Source organism: Nonomuraea muscovyensis (assembly GCF_014207745.1).
Taxonomy (GTDB): Bacteria; Actinomycetota; Actinomycetes; order Streptosporangiales; family Streptosporangiaceae; genus Nonomuraea; species Nonomuraea muscovyensis.
Map to the genome: position 1 here is coordinate 72,508 of NZ_JACHJB010000003.1, position 22,767 is coordinate 95,274.

The following is a 22,767-nucleotide window of genomic DNA, read 5'->3' on the forward strand; positions in this document are numbered from 1 at the left end:
GAACTCCGACCCGCCCGACCAGCCGACCGCGCACTCGCCGCCGGTTCGGTGAACAGGCCGAGCGCCATCTGCGAGCGCCCGGGTGAGGCCGGCGTCGGGCTGCCGGCCTTTCCTGGTGATCGGCTGGAAGTCGCCTTCCTCGGCCTGGCTATCTCTTTCGCCTGCCGTACATGCCGTCCGCCACCGAGACGCCCAGAGCGGCCAGGCCAATCTGGATGACCAGCTCGATCCAGTCGATCCCGCCCGTGTCGGCGACCCCGAGCGCGGCGGCGATGGCGGTGCCGGCGAGTGCGGCCACGATGCCGATCACGATCGTCAGCCAGATCGGAAGATGCTGCCGGCCTGGGATGACCAGCCTGCCGAGGGCGCCGATCGCGATGCCGATGATGATGGCGGAGATGATGCCGGTGATTTCCACGCTGCCGCTCCTGTTGTTGTCGGCCGCTGACCGTCACGTCAAGAACGATCGGCGCTGTGCCCGCGGTTCCCCTGCGGCTTCGCTGCGCTCACCCGGTGCGGAGCCGCTGCCGCGCTCGTGGTGGTGCGGGTCGTGGTGACCGTGGTGCTGCGGGTGGCCGAATCCGCCGTGGTGACCGCCGTACTGGGACAGCTCGGACAGCCAGCGGTCGATCTCGCTCGGCCAGTCGGTGCGCATGGCGCGTTCGGCGTGGTTCACCGCACGGTGAACTCCTTCACCAGCGGGTCGCTGCCCAGCACCTCGGCGGTGGCGTCCGGGTCGAGCGCCTCTGCCGCGAGGTGGACGCCCGGCGGCACGTCACCGCCAAGGACGGCGCGGGTGGCGATGGCCATCACGACCCCGCTGAGCGCGTAGGAGTCCACGGCGGTCAGGAGCACTCGCGTGGGCCCGGGGGCCGAGCCCGGGTGCGGGCGGGCGGTGAAGAGCATGACGTAGAAGGCGCCGAAATCGGCCCGGTCAAGCAGCGAAGCCCGCACCACCCTGCCGGCGTACGGGGCGAGGGTGTCCGGATCGACGCCGTCGGTCTCGGCCCAGGCTTCGGCCAGCGCCTCGGGCAGCCGGTTCGAGACGAACACGTTGTAGCCGCGCACCTCGTGCGCGCCGGTGCCGGTCGCGAGCGTCTGCGCCTCCGTGGTGAGGTACGGCCAGGCGTACATGGGGACGGGGAACCCCGGCAGGTTCACGGCACGCAGCGGCGCCAGCGCGTTCGGCACGATGCGGCCGTCGCGCCAGGCCGCCATCGGCTCGCCGAAGCGCGGCCCGCGGGTGAGCAGCGCGTCCACCGCGGACAGCGGCGTGAACACGGCCGCCCCGCCGACGTAGACGTCCAGGCGGCGCAGCGGCCGCCCGTCGGCGAGCAGTCGGGGCAGCAGCCCCGACAGTCCCGGCATGACTCCGGCGGAGAACACCGCCGTCCGCCCGTCGAGGTCGGCCCCTGCGCTGGTGAGAGCGTCCTTGGCGACCAGCTCGCCGCCGATGTCGATGTAGTCGGCGCCGGCCGCGAACGCGGCCCGCGCCACCGTGTCGAGCACCTGGTAGGTCGGGCCCGCGCAGTTGACCACGACGCGACAGCCGGAGCAGAAGGCGGCCAGCTCGCGGGCATCGTTGAGGTCGGTGCGCACCGCCTCCGCCACGGCGGGCAGCGTGCGCGCCAGCTCTCGTGCCGTGTCCAGGTTCCGGCCGCCGATGCGCAGCTCACCCAGCCCCCAGGCCGCGATCCGTTCGGCCGCCGTACGGCCGACCGAACCGGTGCCGCCGAGCACCCCGATCATCGTGCGACCCCGGCCAGGGACCGGACGGCCGCGGCCACCCCGGCGACGGTGGCGTCGGACAGGAAGTTCCGCACCGGCAGCGACACGTCGCACTCCTTACCGAGGCGGACGACGACCCGGACCGCGAGCAGCGAGTCGCCGCCGAGCCCGAAGAAGTCGGCACCGCGGTCGAGGACGGGCACCTCCAGCAGTTCCTCGAACACCTCGGCCACCGTCTGCTCCAGCTCGTCGGCGGGTGGGCCGTCGGCGTGCCGCACGGCCACTTCGGGCAGCCGGCCCAGCCTCAGCGCCGCCACCTCGCCGAGGTCCGCCTCCTCAGGCAGGTCGGGGACCAGGTCCCAGCCCGGGCCGTCGGCCAGACCGTCCACCAGCGCCACGAACTCGGCGAAGGCGGCCTCCACCTGGTCCGGCTCGAACAGCTCCGCCACCAGCGAGAACACCGCGACCATCTCGTCGCCCAGCTCGAAGCACCGCACCTCGATCGCCACCTGAGGGGTGCGGAGCTGGTGGAAGTAGTCGGCCGCCACCACCTTGCCCAGCGGCCCGGCATCCTCCGGCGGCCGGCCGCCCATGGCCGCGTCCACGCCGAGCACGCTCTGGAACACCACCGGGCCGACAGGCCGCCAGCTCCCGCGCCTGCGGGCCAGCTCGCGCCCCACCTCCACACCGGTGACGAGATTGTGCGCCGCGTGTTCCCCCGAGACCGTCTGCGCGGCGACGGCCAGCTCGGCGAAACTGACACTGCGGGCGAATTCGAGCGGCAGCAGCATCGTGGCGGCGAAGGCGCCCACGATCCGCTGCACGTCGGGGTGCAGCGGCAGCCGGTTGAGCTGCAAGGAGTTGAGCAGCATCCGCCGATGGCCGGACCAACGGGCCAGCACCACGCCGAACGCGGTCAGCATGGCGGTCGAAGGCGTCACCCCGCGACGGGTGCACTCCTGCCGCAGCGCCGCCCACCGCGCGGCGGACCAGCGATGCTCGCGGTTCGCCATGGTGACGGGTCGCACGTCGTGCGGGTCGGCGGCCAGGGGCAGCGCGGGTGGCAGGGGCAGGCTGTCCATCCTGGACCACCACCAGTCCCGGTCGGCCCGCCACGCCTCGGTCGCGGGCAGCTCGGCCAGCGATGTGACATAGTCGCCGAACCCGACCTCCAGCGGGGCCGGCACGGCGTTCCAGTCGGCCACGAACGTCAGCAGGTCGCGGCTGAGCACGCTGGAGGACCACCCGTCGAAGAGCAGCAGGCTGAGCCCCAGGTGGAGCCGCCCTTCGCCCTCGGGCAGCAGAGTGAGCCGGATGTCCAGGCCGGGCCCCCGCGTGGGGTCGGGACCGTTGCGGCTCATCTCGCCGCGTACCTGCTCCAGCGCCTTCGTGATCCGTTCGTCGCTCTCCTCGCGCAGGTCGTACACCCGCACCCCGGGGACCGCGCCGGGCGTCCCGACGGGAAGGACATGCTGCCGTCCGTCGGACGTCACCCGGGCGCGCAGGGTGGGCTGATGCACGGCCAGCCGCTCCACCGCGTCGGTCAGCGCGTCGGCCGCCTCGTCGCCGTCGACGCCGGTCAGCGCGTAGTCCAGGTAGTAGTGGGCGGATTCGTAGGACAGCTCCCAGCCGTCCTGCTGACCGACGAAGTAGCCCTGCTGGAGCGGTAGCAGCGGGAACTCGGCGTGGGGGTCGCTGCGCCGGGTGACCGTGATGGGCAGAGCCTTGGCCATCGGCTCGTCGGAGGTCCGGCGGCCCACCAGGTCCGCCAGCTCGCCGAGGGTGGTCTCCACCCGCACGTCGGAAAGGGCGAGCACGACCGCCAGGCGTTTGCGGACCAGCGCGGACATGCGGACGGCCAGCACCGAGTCGCCGCCCAGGCGCAGGAAGCTCACGTCGTCGGGGATCTCGCCGGGTGGTAGGCCGAGCAGTTCCGCCCAGATGGCGGCCAGCTCATCGCGCAAGGTCATGACTGCTCCAAGGTGAGACGGGTCAGCGGGCGGCTGCAGGGAGGCACCGCGGCAGCGTGGTCGAGTGTGGAACGCGGGTCAGCGGGTCGCGACGAACAGGCGCTGCGCGGGTCAGCGGGTCGCGACGAGCAGGCGCTGCGACAGCGCGGCGAGCGGGTCGTCGTCGCGGGGCAGGTCGACCTCGACGCGCAGCCCGGCGCGTGCCAGCCAGCCCAGCCACTCCTCCCTGCTCAGGTAGGTGCGGGTGGTGCCGGCTCGCTCGTCGTGCCGCGCCGGCAGGCCGTCGCGCTGTGAGAGCGCGAACGGCATGGAGGTGAGTGACTGAGGGTGTTCCAGGACGGTCTCGACGAGGATCACGTGGCCGCCCGGTGCGAGCAGGGCGGCGACCTGCTCCAGCAGGCGGCCCGCGTGTGGCGCGTTGTGCGCCATGGTGGCGGCCACCACCAGGTCGAGCTTGTCCGGCTGCGCCGGCAGGTCGCGGGCGATGTCGAGCAGTTCGTAGCGGAGGAAGCCGGCCTGGAAGCGGTGACGGGCGGTGTCGAGGAAGAATCGGGACAGGTCGGTGAACAGGTAGAACTCCACCTCGTGCCCGCCGAGCGCGGGCAGCAGGTCCGCTGTGGTGGCGCCGATGCCCGCGCCCAGCTCCAGCACCCTCAGCGGCCGGCCGGCCCCTCCGGCCAGCTCGCGAACCGCCTGCGCCGCCGCTCCGTTGAGATAGCGGCTGATCAGGTTGTCGCGATAGACGGCGTCGGCGGTGGCCGTTTCTCCGTCGGGGTACAGCAGCGCCTGGACGCCGACCTCGTCGCCGAGAAGGCGTGGGAGCAGCGCCAGCGAGCGCAGCAGCATCGCGGGGAGCTCGGACGGGTAGCCGAGTGCCGTCGCGGCGGCCTCCATGTGGGCGCGGGCGGTGGCCAGCTCGGCGCGGCGCGGCCGGTGCAGCCCGTGGTAACAGCCTTCGCCGTCTCGGCTGACCAGCCCGGCGTCGTGCAGGGCGGCCAGCCAGTGGCCGGGGATCCAGGCGTGCCTTGCGGCCGAGCCCAGCTCTTCGGCGATCTCGTCGGCCGGGTACGCCCCCGGGCCGTCCAGGCTGGTACGGCGGTGCAGTTCGGCGGCGATCCCGAGCAGGGCCAGGCGGTCCAGACGCGCGACCGCCGCGCCGGCCCCCGTGGTGTCGGCCCCTGCCATGGCGGTCTTCCCCGCCTCGTCCGCTCGCAGTTCCAAGTCCGGCATGTCCCCAGACATTGACAGAAACGGAAATCATTTTCAAGATCTGGACAAGCTGGGCGTCTCCCTGTAGGAATGAAAACCGTTTCCACTGTCGTGATCGCCCCCTGGAGGAATCACCGTTGGGCGCCCCACCTTCCCTCTCCGTCCAGGACGTGCTCGCATGCCTGGCCGACGTGCTCGAACACCGGCCGGAGGATCTCGACCCCGACGTGCCGTTCACCGCCCTGGGTCTGGAGTCCTTCACCGCCGTCCGGCTGCGGCGCAGGCTGCGCGAGGAGACCGACGTGAGCCTTCCCCTGACGGCGTTCCTGGGGTCGGCGACGGCCCGCACGGTGGCCGCCGGCATCGTCCAGGACACCGACGACATCAGCGCAGACACCCAGGACCACGGTGCAACCCGTCCCCCGGCGGGTCCCGGCGACGGGTTCGCGCTGACCCCGATCCAGGCGGCCTACCTGGTGGGACGCGATCCGGCATTCCCGCTGGGCGGGGTGGCCACGTTCTACTACTACGAGTACGACCGAAGGCCCGACGGCGACCCCCTGGCTGATCTCGCCCGCCTGGAGGCCGCGTGGAACCGGCTCATCAAGCGGCACCCCATGCTCCGCGTGGTCGTCGGGGACGACGCGAGGCAGCGGGTACTTGAGGACGTGCCCCCGTACCGGATCGACATCACCGACCTGCGCGGCGCCACACCCGAGCGTGCCGAGGCGGCACTGGCGGAGCTGCGGGCCGAGTGCTCCCACCAGCTCAGGCCCGTGAGCCGGTGGCCGCTGTTCGACGTGCGGGCCGCGCTCCTGGCTGACGGCCGCACCCGGCTGTACGTCGGCGTGGACGTGCTCGCTCTGGACCTGATGAGCTGGATGCGGCTGATGCGCGAGTGGGGAGCGTTCCACGCCGATCCGGACGCCGAGCTGCCGCCGCCCCCGCTGACGTTCGCGGAGCTCCTGAGCCGCCGCGGCGGTCCCGCACACCTGCGGCGCCAGAGGATCGACACCGCCTACTGGGCGCGCCGCGCCCCGACGCTGCCCGACGGCCCGGCCCTGCCCTGGACGCGCACTCCTCATGAGATCGGCGTCCCACACTTCACCCGGCACAGCGCCGAGCTGCCCCCGGAGGAATGGGCGCGCCTGCGCGAGCAGGCCGCCGCCCACGGCCTCAGCCCCACCGGCCTGCTGCTGGCCGCCTTCGCCCTGGTGCTGCGCCGTTGGGGCGCGCACGATCCGTTCTGCCTGAACACCACCCTGTTCGACCGCGACGACCTGGCCCACGCCGACGACACACCCGGACTCGACGCCGTCGTCGGCGACTTCACCAGCACGGTCCTGGTCGAGATCCCCGCCGCCGACCCGGCCTCCTGGTACGGCTTCGCCGGCTTCGCCGCCGCCGTCAACCGCCGGTTCTGGACCGACCTCGACCACCGCTCGGTGTCCGGCCCGGAGGCCCTGCGCGCCGCCACCGAGAACGGCCTGCGCCCGCGCCGGACCGACCCGGCCACCGGCCTGCCCCTGACCGCCCACCCGGTCGTCTTCACCAGCGGCGTGGGGCTCGCCGGGCCGGGTGAGGCTCCGGCGGCCTGGCTCGGCACGGACGTGTTCGGCGTGTCCCAGACCCCGCAGGTCCTGCTCGACCACATCGTCTGGGACGAGGGCGGACGGCTCCGCATCGCCTGGGACGCCGTGGACGGCGCGTTGCCCGCCGGGTTCGTGCCCGGCATGCTGGCCGCGCACGTCCGCCTGCTGCGGCGGCTCGCCTCGGAGGCGGAGCTCTGGACCGACCCCTCGCTGGGGTGGGACCCGTCCTTCCTGCCCGAGGAGGAACTGCCCGGCGGCGCGTTCGGCTCCGCGGGGCCGCTGCTGGACGATCCCCTGCGGGCGGCCGCCGCACTGGCTCCCGACGCCCCCGCGCTGCTCGACTCCACCACTGAAGTGAACGCCGGCACGCTCGCCGAACGCGTCACGCGCACCGCCCGCGCACTGGCCGGACTCGGCCTCGGTCCGGGCGACCTGGTCGCGGTCTGCGCCGACAAGGGCATCGCCCAGGTGACGGCGCTCCTCGGCATCCTGGCCGCCGGCGCGGCCTACGTCCCGGTCGAGCCGTCCTGGCCCGCCGGCCGCATCGCGGCGGTCTGCGCGAAGGGCTCCGTACGGCACGCTCTCACCTTCCACCAGGTCACCTGGCCGGCCGGCGTCACCGCCCATCAGCTTGACACCGACGGAACCCTGGCCGCCGTCGAGGACGCCGAGCCTCGCCGCGCGGACCCCGGGGATCTCGCGTACGCCATCTTCACCTCCGGCTCGACCGGCACGCCCAAGGGCGTCGCCATCGAGCACCGTGCCGCCCGCACCACGCTGGACGACCTCGCCGAACGATTCCCGCTCGACTCGCGGGACCGCGTGCTGGCGCTGTCGGCGTTCAGCTTCGACCTGTCCGTCTACGACGTGTTCTCCGTGCTCGGCTCGGGCGGCGCGATCGTCCTGCCGGACGCGGATCGCCAGCGGGACCCCGGCCACTGGCTCGATCTCATGGCCCGCCACCGCGTGACCGTCTGGAACACCGCGCCCGCTCTGCTGGAGATGCTCGTCGAGTACGCCGAGCTCGAACCGGAGGCGGTACGGCGGGCGCTGTCGACGCTGCGGCTGGTGCTCCTGTCGGCCGACTGGATCCCGGTCACGCTGCCGGACCGGGTGCGCGCCCTTGCCCCGCAGGCCGAGGTCGTGAGCCTGGGCGGCGCGACGGAGGCCTCCATCTGGTCGATCTGCCACCCGATCGCCGAGGTGGACCGGTCGTGGCCCAGCATCCCGTACGGCCGGGCGCTGCGCGGCCAGTCCTTCCACATCCTGGACGAGCACGGCGAGCCATGCCCGGTGGGGGTGCCCGGCGAGCTGCACATCGGCGGCGACGGGCTGGCCCGCGGTTACGTCGGCGACCCCGCCCAGACGACTGAGCGCTTCATCACCCACCCGGTGCTCCGGCGCAGGCTGTACCGCACCGGCGACCTCGGCCGCTGGCGCCACGACGGCACCATCGAGTTCCTGGGCAGGCTGGACCGGCAGGTCAAGATCCGAGGTCATCGGATCGAGCTGGGCGAGATCGAGTCCACGCTGGACCGGTTGGCGGGTGTCAGGCAGGCGGTGGCGCGTGCCGTCCCCGGGCCGGACGACCGGCCGCGGCTGGTGTGCTACGTCGTTCCCGCCGATCCTGGGGGGCCGCCGTCGGACGACGAGCTGATCGACGCGCTGCGCGCGAGCCTGCCGCCGTACATGCTGCCCAACCGGTTCCTCCGGATGGACGCCTTGCCGGTCACCGCGAACGGCAAGATCGACTACGCGGCGCTGCCGAACCCCTTCCAGGGTGGGACGGCCACACCATCCAGTCCGCCGAAGCGACCTGAGCCGGTGCCTTCTCCCGCCGAGGCGCCCCGACACGGCCATTCGGGCGGCGGGCCGGTCCGGGGTGGCCTGGAGGAGGCGCTGACCGACGCCATAGGCCGCGGGCTGCGGCTCTCGCTCACCGTGTCGGCGGGGTCGCTGCCGCCCTCGGACGCGCTCACCACTGCCGGTCAGTGGGTGAGATCCGCTCGCGCCGCGCTGGCGCCCCACGGGTTCGCACTGTCGGAGCACCTGCCCGCCGACGGCCTGCTGGAGCTGGTCATCGACGCCGCACCGGTCGCGGTGCCCGCCGCCGGGCCACCCGCCCCGGCGGCGCCGGAGCCGCCGGCACGCCCCGGGGCGTCGCCGACGCCGCCGGCCGCAGGGCCCGACCCTCAGGTGGAGCGGGCGGTGGCCCGGGTGTTCGGCGAGCTGCTCAACGCCCCCGTCGACGTCACGACGCCGTTCTTCCGGCTCGGCGCCTCCTCCCTGACGGTCGTGCTGGCGCACCGCCGCCTCCGCGCGGAGCTGGACGACGGGCTGAGCGTCGTGGACATGTTCGCCAACGCCACCGTCAGGGACCTCGCGACCTTCATCACCGGCCGCAGGGAAGCCGCGACCGTCACGGCGACGCCCGGCGCCGGCCCGCTTGACGGAACCGCGACCGGCGGTGACCCGGCGCAGGCCGTCCACCACCCTGCGGCCGAAGCTCCGTCCGAGAGCAGGGCCGCCGCCCGCAGGACCGCGCGGGCGCTCGCCGCCGAGGTGGCCGGATGAGCGCGACCCAGCCGATCGCCGTCGTCGGCCTCGCCTGCCGCTTCCCCGGCGCGTCGGACGCCGGCGCCTTCTGGGACCTGCTGCGTGAGGGCAGGCACGGCCTGACCCGGTTCACCGACGAGGAACTGGCCGCCCGAGGCGTGCCGGGACGCCTGCGGTCCGATCCGCGTTTCGTCCCCGTCGGCGGGCTCATCCAGGGACAGGGCGACTTCGACCCCGAGCCGTTCGGGTTCACCGACGCCGAGGCGGCGCTGCTGGATCCCCAGCACCGGCTGTTCCTGGAGTGCGCCTGGCACGCGCTGGAGCACGCCGGCCACGGCGGCGGGCGGGGCGCCGGAGCCGTGGGCGTCTTCGCCGGCGCCATGCAGAGCGCCTATCTGGCCGGCAACCTCCACGACCGGTGGGACCCGACCGGCGGCGGCCGCGACCCGCTGGGGAGCCTGCAGACCGCGATCTCCACGCAGGCCGACTACCTGCCGCTCCAGACCGCCTACCGGCTCGACCTCAACGGCCCGGCCGTGGCGGTGGCCACCAGCTGCTCCACCTCCCTGGTCGCCGTCCACCTGGCGGCGCAGTCGCTGGTGACCGGCGAATGCGACACCGCGCTGGCCGGAGGCGTGTCGCTGATCGTGCCTCAGGGGCAGGGCTACCTGCACGTGCCCGACGGCGTGTTCTCCGCCGACGGCGCCGTCCGGCCGTTCAGCGAGCACGGCACCGGCATCGTCCACACCCAGGGCGTGGGTGTGGTGGTGCTGCGCAGGCTGGACGACGCGCTGGCCGACGGCGACCCCGTGCTCGCCGTTCTGCACGGATCGGCGACGAACAACGACGGCGCCGACAAGGCCGGGTTCACCGCACCCTCGATGCGCGGGCAGGCCCGCGTGGTGGCTGAAGCCCTGGCGGTGGCGGGCCTGTCGCCGCGCGACGTCGGGCTGGTCGAGGCGCACGGAACGGCCACGCGGCTCGGCGATCCGATCGAGGTGGCGGCGCTGCGCCGGGTGTTCGGCGGCACCGGACCCGCCTGGTGCGGGCTCGGATCGGTCAAGGGCAACATCGGGCACGCCAACTCGGCCGCCGGGATCGCCTCCTTCATCAAGGCCGTACTGGCCGTGCACCACCGCACGCTGCCGGCCACGCTGGGCGCCCACCCGCTGAACCCGCACCTGGAACTGCGGGGGTCCCCCTTCGAGGTGGTCGCCGAGACTCGGGCCTGGGACACGCCGCCGCACGCCGGGGTGAGCTCGTTCGGCATCGGCGGCACGAACTGCCATGCCGTACTGGGACCGGCACCCGATCTGCCGGCGGCCGAGCCGGACACCCGGCCCCAGTTGCTCGTGGTGTCCGCAGCGGGCGCGGAGGCGGCGCGGGCGACGGCCGCCGCCGTGGCGGGAGCGGCCGCGACGGTCAGGGAGGACGACCTGGCCCACACGCTGGCGGTGGGACGCGCCGAGCTGCCCTACCGTGTCGCGGCCGTGGGCGCTCGCCGCCTGGCGTCGGCCACGCCGGTCCGGGCGGCGGACGGGCCGCCCAGGACGGTGTTCGCGTTCCCCGGGGCGGGCAGCGCCTATCCGGGGATGGGCGGCGGCCTCTACCGTGACGAGCCGGTCTTCGCCGCCGCCGTCGACGCCTGCGCCGACCTGCTGCTGCCGTTGCTCGGCGCCGATGTCCGCGATGTCCTGGACCCCGCGGTCCCCGCCGGCCGCGTGAGGGATGTCGCCTTCGGGCTGCCCGCGCTGTTCGCCGTCTCCTACGGCGTCGCGACGCTGCTCGGCGCATGGGGCGTACGGCCTGACGCGCTGGTCGGTCACAGCCTCGGCGAGTGCACCGCGGCCGCCGTGAGCGGCGCCCTGCCGTTGCCCGACGCCGCCAGGCTGGTCGCGGCCCGCTGCGCCGTGGCCGCCCGCGCCGCCGGAGGTGGGGCGATGCTCGCCGTGCCGCTCGGCGAGGACGCCGTGGTGGAGCTGCTGTCCCGCCATCCCGACGTGGATCTCGCGGCGGTGAACGGACCTGCCGCGTGCGTGGTGTCGGGTCCCGCCGCCGCCGTGGACGCCTTCGCGGCCGACCTTTCCAAGACGGGGGTCCCGCTACGCGTGGACGCGGCCATGCACTCCCGTCTCATGGAACCCGAGCTGCCTGAGCTGCTCGGCGCGCTGACCGGCATGGCCGGACAGGCTCCGGCCGTGCCCGTGTACAGCACGGTCACGGGCGCGCGGATCGGAGCCGAGCTGGCCGACCCCGAACACTGGGCGAGGCAGCTGCGCAGCCCGGTCCGCTTCGCCGATGCGCTGGCCGATGCGCTGGCCGGCCCGACGGTCCTCGTCGAGGCCGGACCGGGGACGGCGCTCACGACGCTGGCCCGCAAGAACGCCGGTCTCCTGGCCGCCGTGCCGACGCTGGCCCCCGGCGAGCCGGAGTGCGAGACCGCGAGGGAGGCGCTCGGCGCGCTGTGGGCCCACGGGGCGCCGGTGAACCTCCAAGCGCTGTCGGCCTCCGGACGGCGCAGGGTGCACGCCCCCGGCTACGCCTTCCAGCGCCGCCACCTCTGGATCGACCCGCCTTCACGCACTGCCGCGGACGCCGGCGTGGACGCTCACGAGCCGCTGCAGGTCCCCACCTGGTATCAGCTCCCACCCGCCGAATCCGCCGCCCCGCCCCGAGGGCAATGGGTCGTCGAGGGCGGCGGACCGCTCGCTGCCGCGATCAGGGACCTGCTGCTGGAGGGCGGCGCCGAGGTGCTGCCCCTCGACGCCGGCCCGCCGTCCGATCCGCCCGGCGGGCTGGTCGTCGTGGCCGATGCCCCGGGCGCGGAAGCCGACCAGGCCGGCGCGGTGGCATCCCAGGTGCTGCGCTTCGGCGCCGTCGCCGCTGCGGCGGGACCCGGCACGGCACTGCTGCTCGTGACGCGGCACGGCGAGCGGGTGGCCGGCGATCCTGCGCCGGACCCGGCGCAGGCGGCGCTGCGGACGCTGCCGCGCGTGCTCGGCCAGGAACAGCCCGGCCTGCGCTGGGTCGCCGTGGACCTCGGCACGCCGGCAGATCCCGCGAGCGAGGCCCGTGCCGTGCTTGGCGAGCTGGACGCGCCCGCTCCGGGCGAGAGCGGCGAGATCGCGCTGCGCGGAGCGGCACGCTGGGCACGGCGGCTGACGCCGTGGCGCCCCGCCGCCGAGGTGGATCGCCCGCCACCCGGCACCGTGCTGATCATCGGTGGGATGGGCGCGGTCGGGCAGCTCTTCGCCCGGCACCTCGCCGCGCGGGGCCACCGTGTCGTGATCACCTCGCGTACCGCTCGCCCCACGTTCGACCAGGACGGAGTGGAGGTGCGCCGCTGCGACGCCGCCGATGCGGCGGCCACCGCGGCGCTGCTCGCCGAGCTGTCGGCCGACGCCCCTGTGGAACTGGTCGTGCAGGCCGCCGGCGTGGTCGGTGAAGCGAGGCCGGATCCACTCAGGGCCTTGGACGCCGAGCAGGTGGCCGGGCACGCACGCGCCAAGGTCGGCGGCACGGAGGCCCTGCGTGAGGCCGTCGCCGCGCTGCCCGCGGCGCGGCGGCCTCGCACCGTGCTTCTCATGTCGTCGGTGACGACGCTGGTCGGCGGCGTCGGGATGGGGCCGTACGCCGCTGCCAACGCCGCGATGGGGGTGCTCAGCGGAAGGCAGGAGCCGACGCGCTGGATCAGCGCGGTCTGGGACGGCTGGCGCGTGGCCGCCGACGGCTCCGAGCACACCGTCGTGCTGGCCGAGGCTCTCGACGCCGACACCGGCACCCGGGCGCTGGACCGGCTGCTGGCCGCCCGCGCCTCCGGCAGCGTGCCGGACACCGTCGTGATCGCCGCGACCGACCTGAACCCACGCGTGGCGGCCGCCAACCGGCCCAGGCAGCGCGGGGACGGCCGCACGCCGGCGTCGGGGGTGCGACTCGGCGCCGTCGAGCAGGCGGTGGCCGGACTCTGGGCGGAGCTGTTCGGCGTGCCCGTGAGCGACCCGGAAGCCGACTTCTTCGCCCTCGGCGGGCACTCGCTGCTGGCCGTGCGCATGCTCGGCGCGCTCGGCGAGCGGTTCGGCGTGTCGCTGAGCCTGCGAGACCTGCTCTCGGCTCCCACGGTGGCGGGGATGGCCGGGCTCATCGAGGCGGCGCGGCAGGCGGAGCGGAACGCGCCGGACCACCGGGCCGAAGCGGAGGCCCACCGAGCGGTCGCGGGCGACGGCACGTTCCCCATGACCCGGGTGCAGCACGCCTACTGGGTCGGGCGCGACGGCGGCTACCGCTGGGGCGACCTGCCCTGTCACTTCTACCTGGAGTACGACTGCCCCGAGCTGGACCTGGCCCGCTACGAGCAGGCCTGGAACCAGGTGATCGCCCGCCACCCCATGCTCAGGTGCGTCACCACCTCCGAGGGTCGCTGGCTCGAACTGCCTGACCTGCCGCGCTACCGCATCCGCGTCCACGACCTGGCGGGCGTGCCGGAACAGCGGCGCGCGGAACGGCTGGACGCGCTGCGCGAGCGGATCTCCACCAAGCCCGGGCCGTCCGACCGGTGGCCGCTCGTGCAGATCCAGGCGGCGCGCCTCCCCGAGGGCCGCGTGCGGCTGTTCATCGGGGTGAACGTGCTCGTCTGCGACGCGGCGAGCTGGTGGATCGTGGAGTCCGAACTGCGGGATCTCTACCGGGAACCCGACGCCACGCTTCCGCCCGTCGAGCCGCATCCGGCCGCGTGCGCCGCCGCGCTGGAGGCCCGGCGCGACGAGCGTGCGGCGGCCTACTGGCGTGCCCGCCTCGACGTGCTTCCCGGGCCGCCGCGCCTGCCGGTCCGCGAACCGGCGGAGGGGGCCCCGCGCTTCGCCCGCCGAGCCGTACGGCTGGGCCGCGAGGAGTGGGCGGCGCTGCGGGACGCCGCGGCCCGGCACCGGGTCACCCCGACCGCGGCGCTGCTGACCGTCTACGCCGACGCGCTGGCCGAGTGGACGGGGACACCCGGGTTCAGCCTGACGCTCACCATGTTCGACCGGCCGCCCATCCATCCACAGGTGAACCAGGTGGTCGGCGACTTCACCTCGCTGGTGCTGCACGAGGTGCCCGCCGTACCGGCCGCCGGCTTCGCCGAACGGGCCGCCGCCACGCAGGCTCGGCTCTTCGCCGACCTGGACCACCGCGCGTTCTCCGCGCTGGAGGTGCTCGCCGAGCAGGCGGCACGCACTGGCGAGGTGCGGACTGTGCCCGTGGTGTTCACCAGCGCGCTCGGCATGGACGAGCTCCTGGGCGGCGCCGGAGCGCTGGAGTGGGCCGGACAGCAGGTGCACGCGGCGTCGCAGACACCCCAGACCTGGCTCGACCACCAGGTGCTGGAGCACGACGGCGAGCTGCGGCTGCAGTGGGACGCGCTCGAAGGCGTCCTGCCCGGTGACGAGCTCGACAGGGTGATCTCCGCGCACGCCGCGCGGGTGCGGGAACTGGCCGCCGACCCCGAAGCCTGGACGCGGGAGCCGAGGATCGAGCCCGACGCCCGGGCGCGGCGGTCGAGCACCGGCCCTGGCCCTGTGAGGCGGCAGGGGGACGCGTCCACGCGGGACATCGTGCTCCCGCTGCGCGCCGCCGGCGGGGGCGAGCGTCCCGTCCTGTACCTCGCGCACCCGTCGGGCGGCGACGTCCTGTGCTACGCCGAGCTGTCCCGGCTGCTCGATCCGCGGGTGGACGTGGTGGCCCTGGCCGACCCCGAGCTGGCCGGCGCCCACGCATCGGGCCCGGAGACGGTTGCGGGAATCGCGGCGCAGTACCTGTCGGCGATCGGGCACGGAGGCAGGCCCTGGCTGCTCGGCGGCTGGTCCATGGGCGGCGCCGTGACCCAGGAGATGGCCAGGCAACTTCACGAGGCGGGAGAGCACGTCGAGCTCCTCGTCATGCTCGACTCCAACGACCCCGCCCTCATCGGCGAGGTGCCCGGCAACGACGCCCCCGAGGTCGAGCTGGAAGTCGCCGTACGGCACCTGCGCGCGCTGGAGGCGTTCCTCGGCATCGACCTGGACACCGGCGACGCGCTGGCCGCGATCCCTCCGCACGCGCGTCTGGCCGCCATGGCCGACCGGCTGCGCGGCCACCGGCTGCTCGGCCGCGGCGAGGACCTCTCCGGACGGCTGAAGGTGTTCGCCCGGCACCTGCGCGCGCTGGCCGCCCACACTCCCGGCAAGCTGAGCGATCCCGGTACCGCCACGCTGCTGGTGCGGGCCGACCGGCTCGCGCCGCGCAACTCGGGCATCGGCATGGGCGTCGACGACACCCCGCCCGGCAGGGACGACCTCGGCTGGGGCGCCTACCTGGCCAGGGCGCCCCACGTGGCCGGCGTGGACGCCCACCACTACAGCCTCCTGCACCCGCCGGCGCTGCACGCGGTCGCCGAACTGATCAACGCCGCGCTCGACCAGGCACTGGCACGACTGTGAGAAGGACCACCATGCATTTCCCCCTCCGCCGCCGGCTGGTGGCGGCCGGACTCGCCGCCGCGTTCCTGACCGGCTGCTCCGCCACGAGCGCGTCCGCCCCCACGGCCACCCCGAAGAACGCCGCGGCGGACACGTTCCGCTACGCCGCACCCGGCTCGCCGACGAACGCCGCCACCGACCCGCACGGGCTGCTGCCCGGCGAGAGCGACCTGGTGAGGATGGCGCTGACCTACGACGTCCTCACGCTCCCCGGCCCCGGCGGGCAGACCCTGCCCAGGCTGGCCACCTCCTGGCAGCCCGACCCCGGCCTCACCAGGTGGCGGATCGCCATCAGAGGCGACGCCGCCTTCTCCGACGGCCGCCCGGTCACGGCGGCTGACGCGCTGTTCTCCCTGCGCAGGATGGGCGAGAAGGCTGCCGAGAACTTCGGCAGGACGGCCATGTTCGACCTGGCCGCCTCCAAGGTGATCGACGACACCACCTTCGAGCTCGTCACCAGGAAGCCCTACGCGGAGGTGGGCAAGGCGCTGGAGGGGGCCACGTTCGTGGTGCCCGAGGGCAGCACCGACTTCACCAGGCCGGTGCCCGGCTCGGGGCCGTTCCGGCCGGCGGGCGGCACCGCGCAGGCGGCGCTGTTCGAGCGCAACGACTCCTGGTGGGGGCCCAGGCCGCCCAGCCGCCGCATCGAGGTCCGCGCCGTTCCCGACCCGCAGGCACGCGGGCAGGCGCTGCTGTCCGGCCAGGCCGACCTGGCGGGTGGGGTGCCGGCCACCCTGGTCAAGCAGCACCAGGACAACCCCGTGATCCAGGTGGTCCGCAGGCCCGGCGCCACGCTCTACCCCCTGGTCATGCGCACCGACGCCGAACCCTTCGACGACGTTCGCGTCCGCCGGGCCGTACGGCTGGCCCTGGACCGCAAGCAGCTTCTCGACGTGACCTTCCTCGGCTTCGGCGAGATCGGCAACGACCTGCTCACCCCCAAGGACCCGTCCGCCCCGACCGGGCTGCCCCAGCGCTCCCGCGATCTCGCCCGCGCCAGGGCTCTGATGTCCGAGGCGGGATTGAAGGACGGCGTGGACGTGACCCTGCGCAGCACGACCGCCTATCCCGGCATGGACACCGCCGCCACGTTGATCTCCCGGCAGCTCGGCGAGATCGGCATCCGGGCCAGGGTCCAGCTCGCGCCGCCCGACACCTACTTCTCCACCGTGTACGGCAAGGAGCCCTTCTACGTCAGCTACCTCGGCGGAATCCCGTTCCTCGACGTGGTCCGGGTGGCTCTCACGCCCGACTCGCCGACCAACGAGACCGCGTGGAAGGACCCCGCCTGGGCCGCCGCACTCGACAAGGCGCTGGCCGAGCCGGACGAGGCCAGGCGGCGCGCTCTCCTCGGCGACCTGCAGGCACGCCTGCGCGACGAGGGCGGGTACGCCGTGTGGGCCCTGAGCGACCGCCTCGACCTGGCCGGGAAAGGTGTCACCGGCCTGCCGGAAGGGATCGGATTCTCCGCCGGCTTCATCGACCAGGTGAAGCTGGGCGGCTGACGTGCGGCTTCGCCGGGCCGCCACGCTGCTGGCGGCCATGGTCGCGCGCGGCCTGACGCTGCTGGCCGCCGCCTCCGTGATGATCTTCCTGGCGGCGGAGGCGCTGCCGGGGGACGCGGCGGAGGTCCGCTTCGGCGGCCGGGCCACGCCTGAGCAGGTGGCGCAGATCCGCGAGGCCGGCGGGCTGGACCGGCCACCGCATGCCCGTTACCTCGACTGGCTCGCCGGGACGCTGGCCGGCAGGCCGGGACACTCGTACGTCACGGGGAGGCCGGTCGCCGACCTGATCAGCGAGCGGGCGCCCGTGACGCTCCTCCTGGCCGGTGCGGCGCTGGCCCTGGCCTGCCCCGCCATGCCGGCGCTGGCCTGGCTCGCCGTGCGGGGACCGCGCCGCCTCCGGCCAGTGATCACGGTGCTCGTCGTGGGTGGGGCGGCGCTGCCGCAGGTGGTGGTGGCCGCCGGCCTCGTGGCGCTGCTGTCGGCCGCGTGGGGCCTCGTGCCCCCGGTGTCGCTCCTGCCCGCGGGCGCGGCCCCCTGGCAGCATCCGCATCTGCTGGTGTTGCCCGTGCTCACGCTGGCCCTGCCGTCGGCCGCGTACGGCGCGGCCCTGTTGCGGGGCGTCTTCGCCGACGTGGCGGCCCTGCCGTTCGTGCGCGACGCCGAGTTGCGCGGCCTGTCGTCGCTCGCCGTGCTGCTGCGCTACGTGCTGCCGATGTCGGCCGCCCCGCTGGCGCGGTTGCTCGCCGTGATCAGCGGCGGGCTGGTCGCCGGCACGGCGGTCGCCGAGACGCTGTTCGGCCTGGCCGGGCTGGGAGAGCTCCTGGTCACGGCCGTCGGTGTGCGGGACATCCCCGTGGTGCAGGCCGTGGCGCTCCTGGCGACGGCCGTGGTGGTGTGCGGACTGCTGGCCGCGGACGGCATCGCGCGGGTCACGACGGGGGCGAGGGCGTGATGCGGATCGCCGCCGGCCTGATGTCCGCGCTGGTCGTCGCCTTCACGCTGGTCGGCCCGGGGCTGTCCTGGCAGGACGCCACGGCGACGGTCGCGCCGCCGTGGGCGGCTCCGGGGCCGGGTCTGCCGCTGGGTGCGGACGGGCTCGGGCGTGACGTGCTCGCCAGGGTGCTGGCCGGAGGGCGTGATCTCACCCTGGTGTCCCTCGTGGCAGCCGCGGCGGCCTGCGTGCTGGGAGTGGCGGGCGGCCTGTGGACGGGATGGAGCCGCGGCGCGGCGGCCCGGGCCGCCGCGCGAGTGGCGGACCTGATGCTCGGGCTGCCGCTGCTGCTGCTGTGCGTGGTCGCCGTCGTCGCTCTGCCGGGTCCGGCGGCGGTGATCGCCGGCACGGTCCTCGGCGGGGCGCCACTGACCTTGCGGACGGTGGCCGACGCCACCGCCGGCGCACGGCACGCCGGATACGTCGAAGCGGCGCTCGCCCGTGGCGAGACGCCCGCCTGGGTGCTGGCGCACGAGGTGCTGCCCGCCCACGCGGGCCTGGTCGGGGCGGACTTCGGTCAGCGGGTCGTCCTGGCTCTGCACCTGGCCGCCGCGCTCAACGTGCTCGGGTTCGGGCCTGCTCCGCCGGCCGCCGACTGGGCCGCCATGCTCCGCGAGAACCTGCCGGGACTGGGCCTCAATCCGGCCGCGCTGCTCGGCCCCGCCATGGCGCTCGCCGTCCTGGCGGGCACGGTCGCCGCCTGCTCGCACGCGTTCGGGGGCCGGGGGGTCGCCAGGTGAAGGGGTTGAGCGCGCAGGGGCTGGTGGTGGCCGGCCGGGCGGGCGCCGTCGTCGTCGACGGGATCGACCTGCGGATCGCACCCGGCCAGGTCGTCGGCCTGGCCGGGCCGTCCGGCGCCGGCAAGACCACCGTGCTGCTGGCGCTGCTGGGTGCGCTGCCGCCCGGCCTGGAGCGGATCGGCGGCCGGGTCCTGTGGGACGGCCGTGAGATCACCGCGCCCCGGCGGTGGCGGCGGCGGCACGTCGGCTTCCTCGGCCAGGACCCCGCCTCCGCATTGCATCCCTTGTACGACTCCCGGGCCGCGGTCCGCGAAGCGTTGCCGCGTGGCGGGCGGCCCGACGACGTCCTCGCGGTCGTGGGGCTGGATCCCGCCGAGATCGGGCACCGCCGCCCGCACCAGCTCTCCGGCGGGCAGGCGCAGCGCGTGGCGCTGGCCCGCGCCCTCGCCGGCGACCCCGGCCTGCTCATCCTGGACGAGCCGACCAGCGCGCTGGATCCGGAGGCTCTGGCCGCCGCGCTGGACCGGATCCGGCTGCGCCGTGGCGACCCTCGCTTCGCCACGCTCGTCGTCTCGCACGATCCTGCCGTGCTCGCCGGCCTGACGGACCACGTCGTGCACCTCGGCCGGCAGCACCGCCAGGCCTCCCGTGGAGACGACAGCGGCCCCGCCGGTCCGTCCGTCCGCGGCCGGGGGCAGGCCGGCTCCCGCGCGGGCGTTCCCGTCCTGCAGGTGCGCGACCTGGCCGTAGCCCAGCCGGGCCGGCTCCTGTTCCAGGGTCTCGGCCTGGAGCTGGCCGCCGGTGACTTCGTCGCCGTGCTGGGGCCGTCGGGCTCCGGCAAGAGCACCCTGCTCCGTACCCTGGCCGGCCTCCACCCGGCCGCGCGCGGAACCGTCACGCTGCTGGGCGAGCAGCTCCCGTGGCCGGTACGGGAGCGCACACCCGCCGCGCGGCGCGCCGTCGCGCTGGTCGGCCAGAACCCGCTCGACACGCTGAACCCGGCCCGGCGGCTGCGAGCCGCGCTGCACCGCCCCCTGCGCCATCTGCCGAGAGCGGAGGCCCGAGCGGAGGCCGCCAGGCTGCTGGCCGCCGTGGGTCTGCCCGCCGACCTCGCGCACCGCTACCCGGGAGCGCTGTCAGGAGGGCAGCGCCAGCGCGCGGCCCTGGCCAGGGCGCTCGCCGGACAACCGGCGCTCCTCCTGGCGGACGAGATCACCGCGGCGCTCGACCCCGCGACCACCGCCGAGGTGCTCGATCTGCTGGACCGGCTACGCCACGGCACCGGCCTCGCCGTGCTGGCCGTCACCCACGACCCGTCGGTCGCCGCCCGAGCAGACCGCGTCCTGACCCTCCACCACCATCCGACTCCCCATGACCGGAGGCAATCCGCAGATGTCCGATAACCCGGAACTCGTCCACCCCTGGATCGCGCGCGTCAGCGGAACCGGGACGGGGCTCGCCGTCACGGTGGCGCCGCACGCGTTGGCGGTGCGTCGCGTGCCGGGCGGCCCGCCGCAGCTCGGCGACCTCGTACGCGAGCACCTGGAGCACTGGGGTGAGGTCTATGACTGGACCTACCGCTCGGGGGAGGGCGCGCACCGGCCGGACTTCGACCTGTCCGGCTGGCGCGCCACCGGCTCAGGAGAGCCGCTGCCGGCCGAGCACATGGCGCAATGGGTGGACCGCACGGTGGAGCTGGTGCTCCGCTTCGCCCCCCGCACCGTGCTGGAGCTGGGCTGCGGCACCGGGATGCTGCTCCACAGACTGCACCCCCACCTCAAGGGCTACGTCGGCACGGACGTCGCCGACCACGTCGTCGCCCGGCTGTCGGGTCTCGGCCTGCCGAACGTGCAGGTGGTGCGCGCGGCCGCCCACGAGATCAACAGCTCGGCGGTACGGCGGGCACTCGCCGCCCTGGGCGACAGGCCCGACTGCGTCCTGCTCAACTCCGTGACCCAGTGCTTCCCCAGCGTCGAGTACCTGGCAGCCGTCCTGCACGACGCGATCGACGTGGTGGGGCCCGGCGGCGTCGTCATCGTCGGCGACATCCGCCACGCGGGCCTCCTCGACGCCCACTGCCGCGTGCTCGAATCCGGCGACGGCGGCGAGCCCGCGGCGGCGGTCGCCGCACGGGTCGAGCGCCGGGCGGCGGCCGACACCGAGTTGTTGCTGGACCCCGCCACGCTGGCCGCGGTCGCCGCGAGCGCCGACCGGGCCGTCACGATGAGCCTGCCGGCCAAGACGCTCACGGAGGACACCGAGCTGTCGCGCTACCGGTTCGACGCCGTGCTGCACGTGGACGCCGAGCCCGTGCCCGCTGTGGCCGTCCACGAGTGGACCGCACTCGGGCCGGACCCGGCGGCGTCCGTCAGGGATCTGCTCGGCTCGGCGCCGCTGCGGGTGCGCGGCATCCCGAACGGCCTGCTCCAGCCGGGGGCCTTCCCGGGCGCGAGGCTGCGTGCCCTGCTGGAAGGCCACGATGCGGCGGTGCTCATCGACCCGGACGATCCTGCTCTCCTCCAGATCGCCGCGCCGGCGGCGGCCGCGGCCACCGCCCTCGACGCACTCGCGGCGGCCGGCCGGCCGCACGAGCCGCTGGGCGCCTTCGCCAGGGGACGCGTGGCCGAGGTGGTGCGGGGGCTGCTCCGCCGTGGCGGAGCGCCTGTCCCGGAGGAGCTCACGGTGCGGCTTCCGAGCGGTCCCGGCCACGACGCCGTCACCCTCGCCCGCGAGGAGGCGCAGGCCGACCGGGCCGGCCGCCGCGCCCTCGGCGCGCTCCTGCCGGGCGCCGCGCGGGCGGGCAGGGGTGTCCCCGGCGGGATCGCGCCGGGGGAGGACGTAGTACTCGACGACGATTCCGTGCTCCAGCGGCTTCCCGCCGCGATCGAACGCTTCGACGAGATCGCCCTGCGTGCGCTGACCGGCCTGATGACGAGCTCGGGCGCGTTGCGGCACGGCGAGCCCACCGGCGCGGAGCACGTGATGAACGCGCTGGAGGTGGCACCGCGGCACGCCTGGATCGTCCGCAGGTGGCTGGCGGTCCTGCGGCAGGAACGGCTGGTGACGCTCGACACCGAAGGCCGCTACCTGTTGAGCCCGGGGCACGCCCCCGCCGGCGACCTTGCCGGCGGTCACCTCACACCCGACGACGTGCGCCGGCTTGAGGAGTCGTGTGCGGATCTGGGATACCCCCCCGAGATGGCCGTCTTCTTCGAACAGGCCCTCGCCAGGCTGCCCGAGCTGCTGCGCGATGAGATCATGGCGCAGTCGCTGCTGTTCCCCGATGGTGACCTGCTCACCTCGCTGAGCAAGGACCAGCGCAACGTCAGCAACACCTACCTCAACGCGGCGGCGGGGCACGTCGCCGGACGTGCCGCCGGCACCCGGGCGCGGCCCTTGCGCGTCGTCGAGCTGGGCGGCGGAGCGGGCGGCAGCACCGCCGCGGCCCTGGAAGGGTTGGCCGGGGCGGAGATCGACTACCTCTTCACGGACGTCTCCCGCTTCTTCACCATGGCGGCCGAGGACCGGTTCGGCGGCCGCCTGCGGTACGGCCTGCTCGACATCAACGCCAGCCTGGTGGAGCAGGGGGTGGATCGGGAAGGCGTGGACCTGGTGCTGGCCGCGAATGTCCTGCACTGTGCCCGCGACGCCGGTCGGTCCCTGCGGTGGATACGTGAAGTGCTCGCTCCGGGCGGACTGCTCGTGCTGACGGAGGCCATCAGGGAGCACTACCTGGTGCTGGTCACCATGCAGTTCCTCATGTCGGGCAGGGACGGCGACCCCGGCCTCGGGACGGACGACCGGCGGGGCGGCTCGGGCCGGGTCTTCTTCACCGGGCGGGAGCTGCCCGCGGAGCTCGCCGAAGCCAGGCTGCGGCCCGTCCTGGAGCTGCCGCGGGCTGACTCCCCGCTCGCCGCCCCCGCCCAGCACCTGTTCGTCGCGGTGGCGGTCTGAGCCGTCGCCATCGGCGGGAGCACCGGAGCCG

12 protein-coding genes are annotated in these 22,767 nt (G+C 74.8%); 7 read left to right on the plus strand and 5 right to left on the minus strand.

The annotated features are described in order from the left end of the window. Positions 1 to 148 precede the first annotated feature (148 nt). The 5 genes from FHU36_RS31925 to FHU36_RS31945 all read right to left on the minus strand — a co-directional run bounded on the left by FHU36_RS31925 (position 149) and on the right by FHU36_RS31945 (position 4,928). Complete coding sequence (locus FHU36_RS31925) at positions 149 to 418, minus strand: GlsB/YeaQ/YmgE family stress response membrane protein (RefSeq protein ID WP_185087822.1); 270 nt, start codon at positions 416 to 418, stop codon at positions 149 to 151. A 33-nt stretch (positions 419 to 451) separates the two neighbouring features. Continuing rightward, a complete protein-coding gene (locus FHU36_RS31930) occupies positions 452 to 676 on the minus strand; it encodes a hypothetical protein (protein ID WP_185087823.1) in 225 nt (74 codons plus the stop codon). Continuing rightward, on the minus strand, positions 673 to 1,749 hold the full coding sequence (locus FHU36_RS31935) for a saccharopine dehydrogenase NADP-binding domain-containing protein (protein ID WP_185087824.1): 1,077 nt from the start codon (positions 1,747 to 1,749) through the stop codon (positions 673 to 675). Before FHU36_RS31935 ends, FHU36_RS31930 begins: the two co-directional genes overlap by 4 nt. Beyond that, positions 1,746 to 3,698: a phosphopantetheine-binding protein gene (locus tag FHU36_RS31940; RefSeq protein ID WP_185087825.1), complete on the minus strand. Its 1,953-nt coding sequence runs from the start codon at positions 3,696 to 3,698 to the stop codon at positions 1,746 to 1,748. Before FHU36_RS31940 ends, FHU36_RS31935 begins: the two co-directional genes overlap by 4 nt. 111 nt (positions 3,699 to 3,809) lie before the next feature. Further along, on the minus strand, positions 3,810 to 4,928 hold the full coding sequence (locus tag FHU36_RS31945) for a class I SAM-dependent methyltransferase (protein ID WP_185087826.1): 1,119 nt from the start codon (positions 4,926 to 4,928) through the stop codon (positions 3,810 to 3,812). A gap of 116 nt (positions 4,929 to 5,044) precedes the next feature. Here FHU36_RS31945 and FHU36_RS31950 point away from each other — a divergent pair, with 116 nt between their 5' ends. Genes FHU36_RS31950 through FHU36_RS31980 form a run of 7 tightly spaced genes read left to right on the plus strand, consistent with a single transcriptional unit; the run spans position 5,045 to position 22,736 of the window. Continuing rightward, positions 5,045 to 9,073 (plus strand): non-ribosomal peptide synthetase, encoded by a 4,029-nt coding sequence (locus tag FHU36_RS31950; protein ID WP_221497046.1) that lies wholly within the window; start codon positions 5,045 to 5,047, stop codon positions 9,071 to 9,073. Continuing rightward, positions 9,070 to 15,507 carry a type I polyketide synthase gene (locus FHU36_RS31955; RefSeq protein ID WP_185087827.1) on the plus strand — a complete coding sequence of 2,146 codons (6,438 nt, stop codon included), beginning with the start codon at positions 9,070 to 9,072 and terminating at the stop codon, positions 15,505 to 15,507. The genes FHU36_RS31950 and FHU36_RS31955 overlap by 4 nt, the downstream gene beginning before the upstream one ends. Before the next feature lie 11 nt (positions 15,508 to 15,518). Beyond that, positions 15,519 to 17,051: an ABC transporter substrate-binding protein gene (locus tag FHU36_RS31960; protein ID WP_185087828.1), complete on the plus strand. Its 1,533-nt coding sequence runs from the start codon at positions 15,519 to 15,521 to the stop codon at positions 17,049 to 17,051. 1 nt (position 17,052) lies between these two features. Next, complete coding sequence (locus tag FHU36_RS31965) at positions 17,053 to 18,003, plus strand: ABC transporter permease (RefSeq protein WP_312891991.1); 951 nt, start codon at positions 17,053 to 17,055, stop codon at positions 18,001 to 18,003. Next, positions 18,003 to 18,782: an ABC transporter permease subunit gene (locus FHU36_RS31970; RefSeq protein WP_185087829.1), complete on the plus strand. Its 780-nt coding sequence runs from the start codon at positions 18,003 to 18,005 to the stop codon at positions 18,780 to 18,782. The genes FHU36_RS31965 and FHU36_RS31970 overlap by 1 nt, the downstream gene beginning before the upstream one ends. Next, complete coding sequence (locus FHU36_RS31975; RefSeq protein ID WP_185087830.1) at positions 18,779 to 20,185, plus strand: ABC transporter ATP-binding protein; 1,407 nt, start codon at positions 18,779 to 18,781, stop codon at positions 20,183 to 20,185. Before FHU36_RS31970 ends, FHU36_RS31975 begins: the two co-directional genes overlap by 4 nt. Next, complete coding sequence (locus FHU36_RS31980; RefSeq protein WP_185087831.1) at positions 20,175 to 22,736, plus strand: methyltransferase; 2,562 nt, start codon at positions 20,175 to 20,177, stop codon at positions 22,734 to 22,736. Before FHU36_RS31975 ends, FHU36_RS31980 begins: the two co-directional genes overlap by 11 nt. Positions 22,737 to 22,767 lie beyond the last annotated feature (31 nt).

Coding starts and splice junctions, on each gene's coding strand:
- FHU36_RS31960 (WP_185087828.1), top strand. CDS start 15,519: ATGCATTTCCCCCTCCGCCGCCGGCTGGTGGCGGCCGGACTCGCCGCC.
- FHU36_RS31980 (WP_185087831.1), top strand. CDS start 20,175: ATGTCCGATAACCCGGAACTCGTCCACCCCTGGATCGCGCGCGTCAGC.
- FHU36_RS31935 (WP_185087824.1), bottom strand. CDS start 1,749: ATGATCGGGGTGCTCGGCGGCACCGGTTCGGTCGGCCGTACGGCGGCC.
- FHU36_RS31945 (WP_185087826.1), bottom strand. CDS start 4,928: ATGCCGGACTTGGAACTGCGAGCGGACGAGGCGGGGAAGACCGCCATG.
- FHU36_RS31955 (WP_185087827.1), top strand. CDS start 9,070: ATGAGCGCGACCCAGCCGATCGCCGTCGTCGGCCTCGCCTGCCGCTTC.
- FHU36_RS31940 (WP_185087825.1), bottom strand. CDS start 3,698: ATGACCTTGCGCGATGAGCTGGCCGCCATCTGGGCGGAACTGCTCGGC.
- FHU36_RS31970 (WP_185087829.1), top strand. CDS start 18,003: ATGCGGATCGCCGCCGGCCTGATGTCCGCGCTGGTCGTCGCCTTCACG.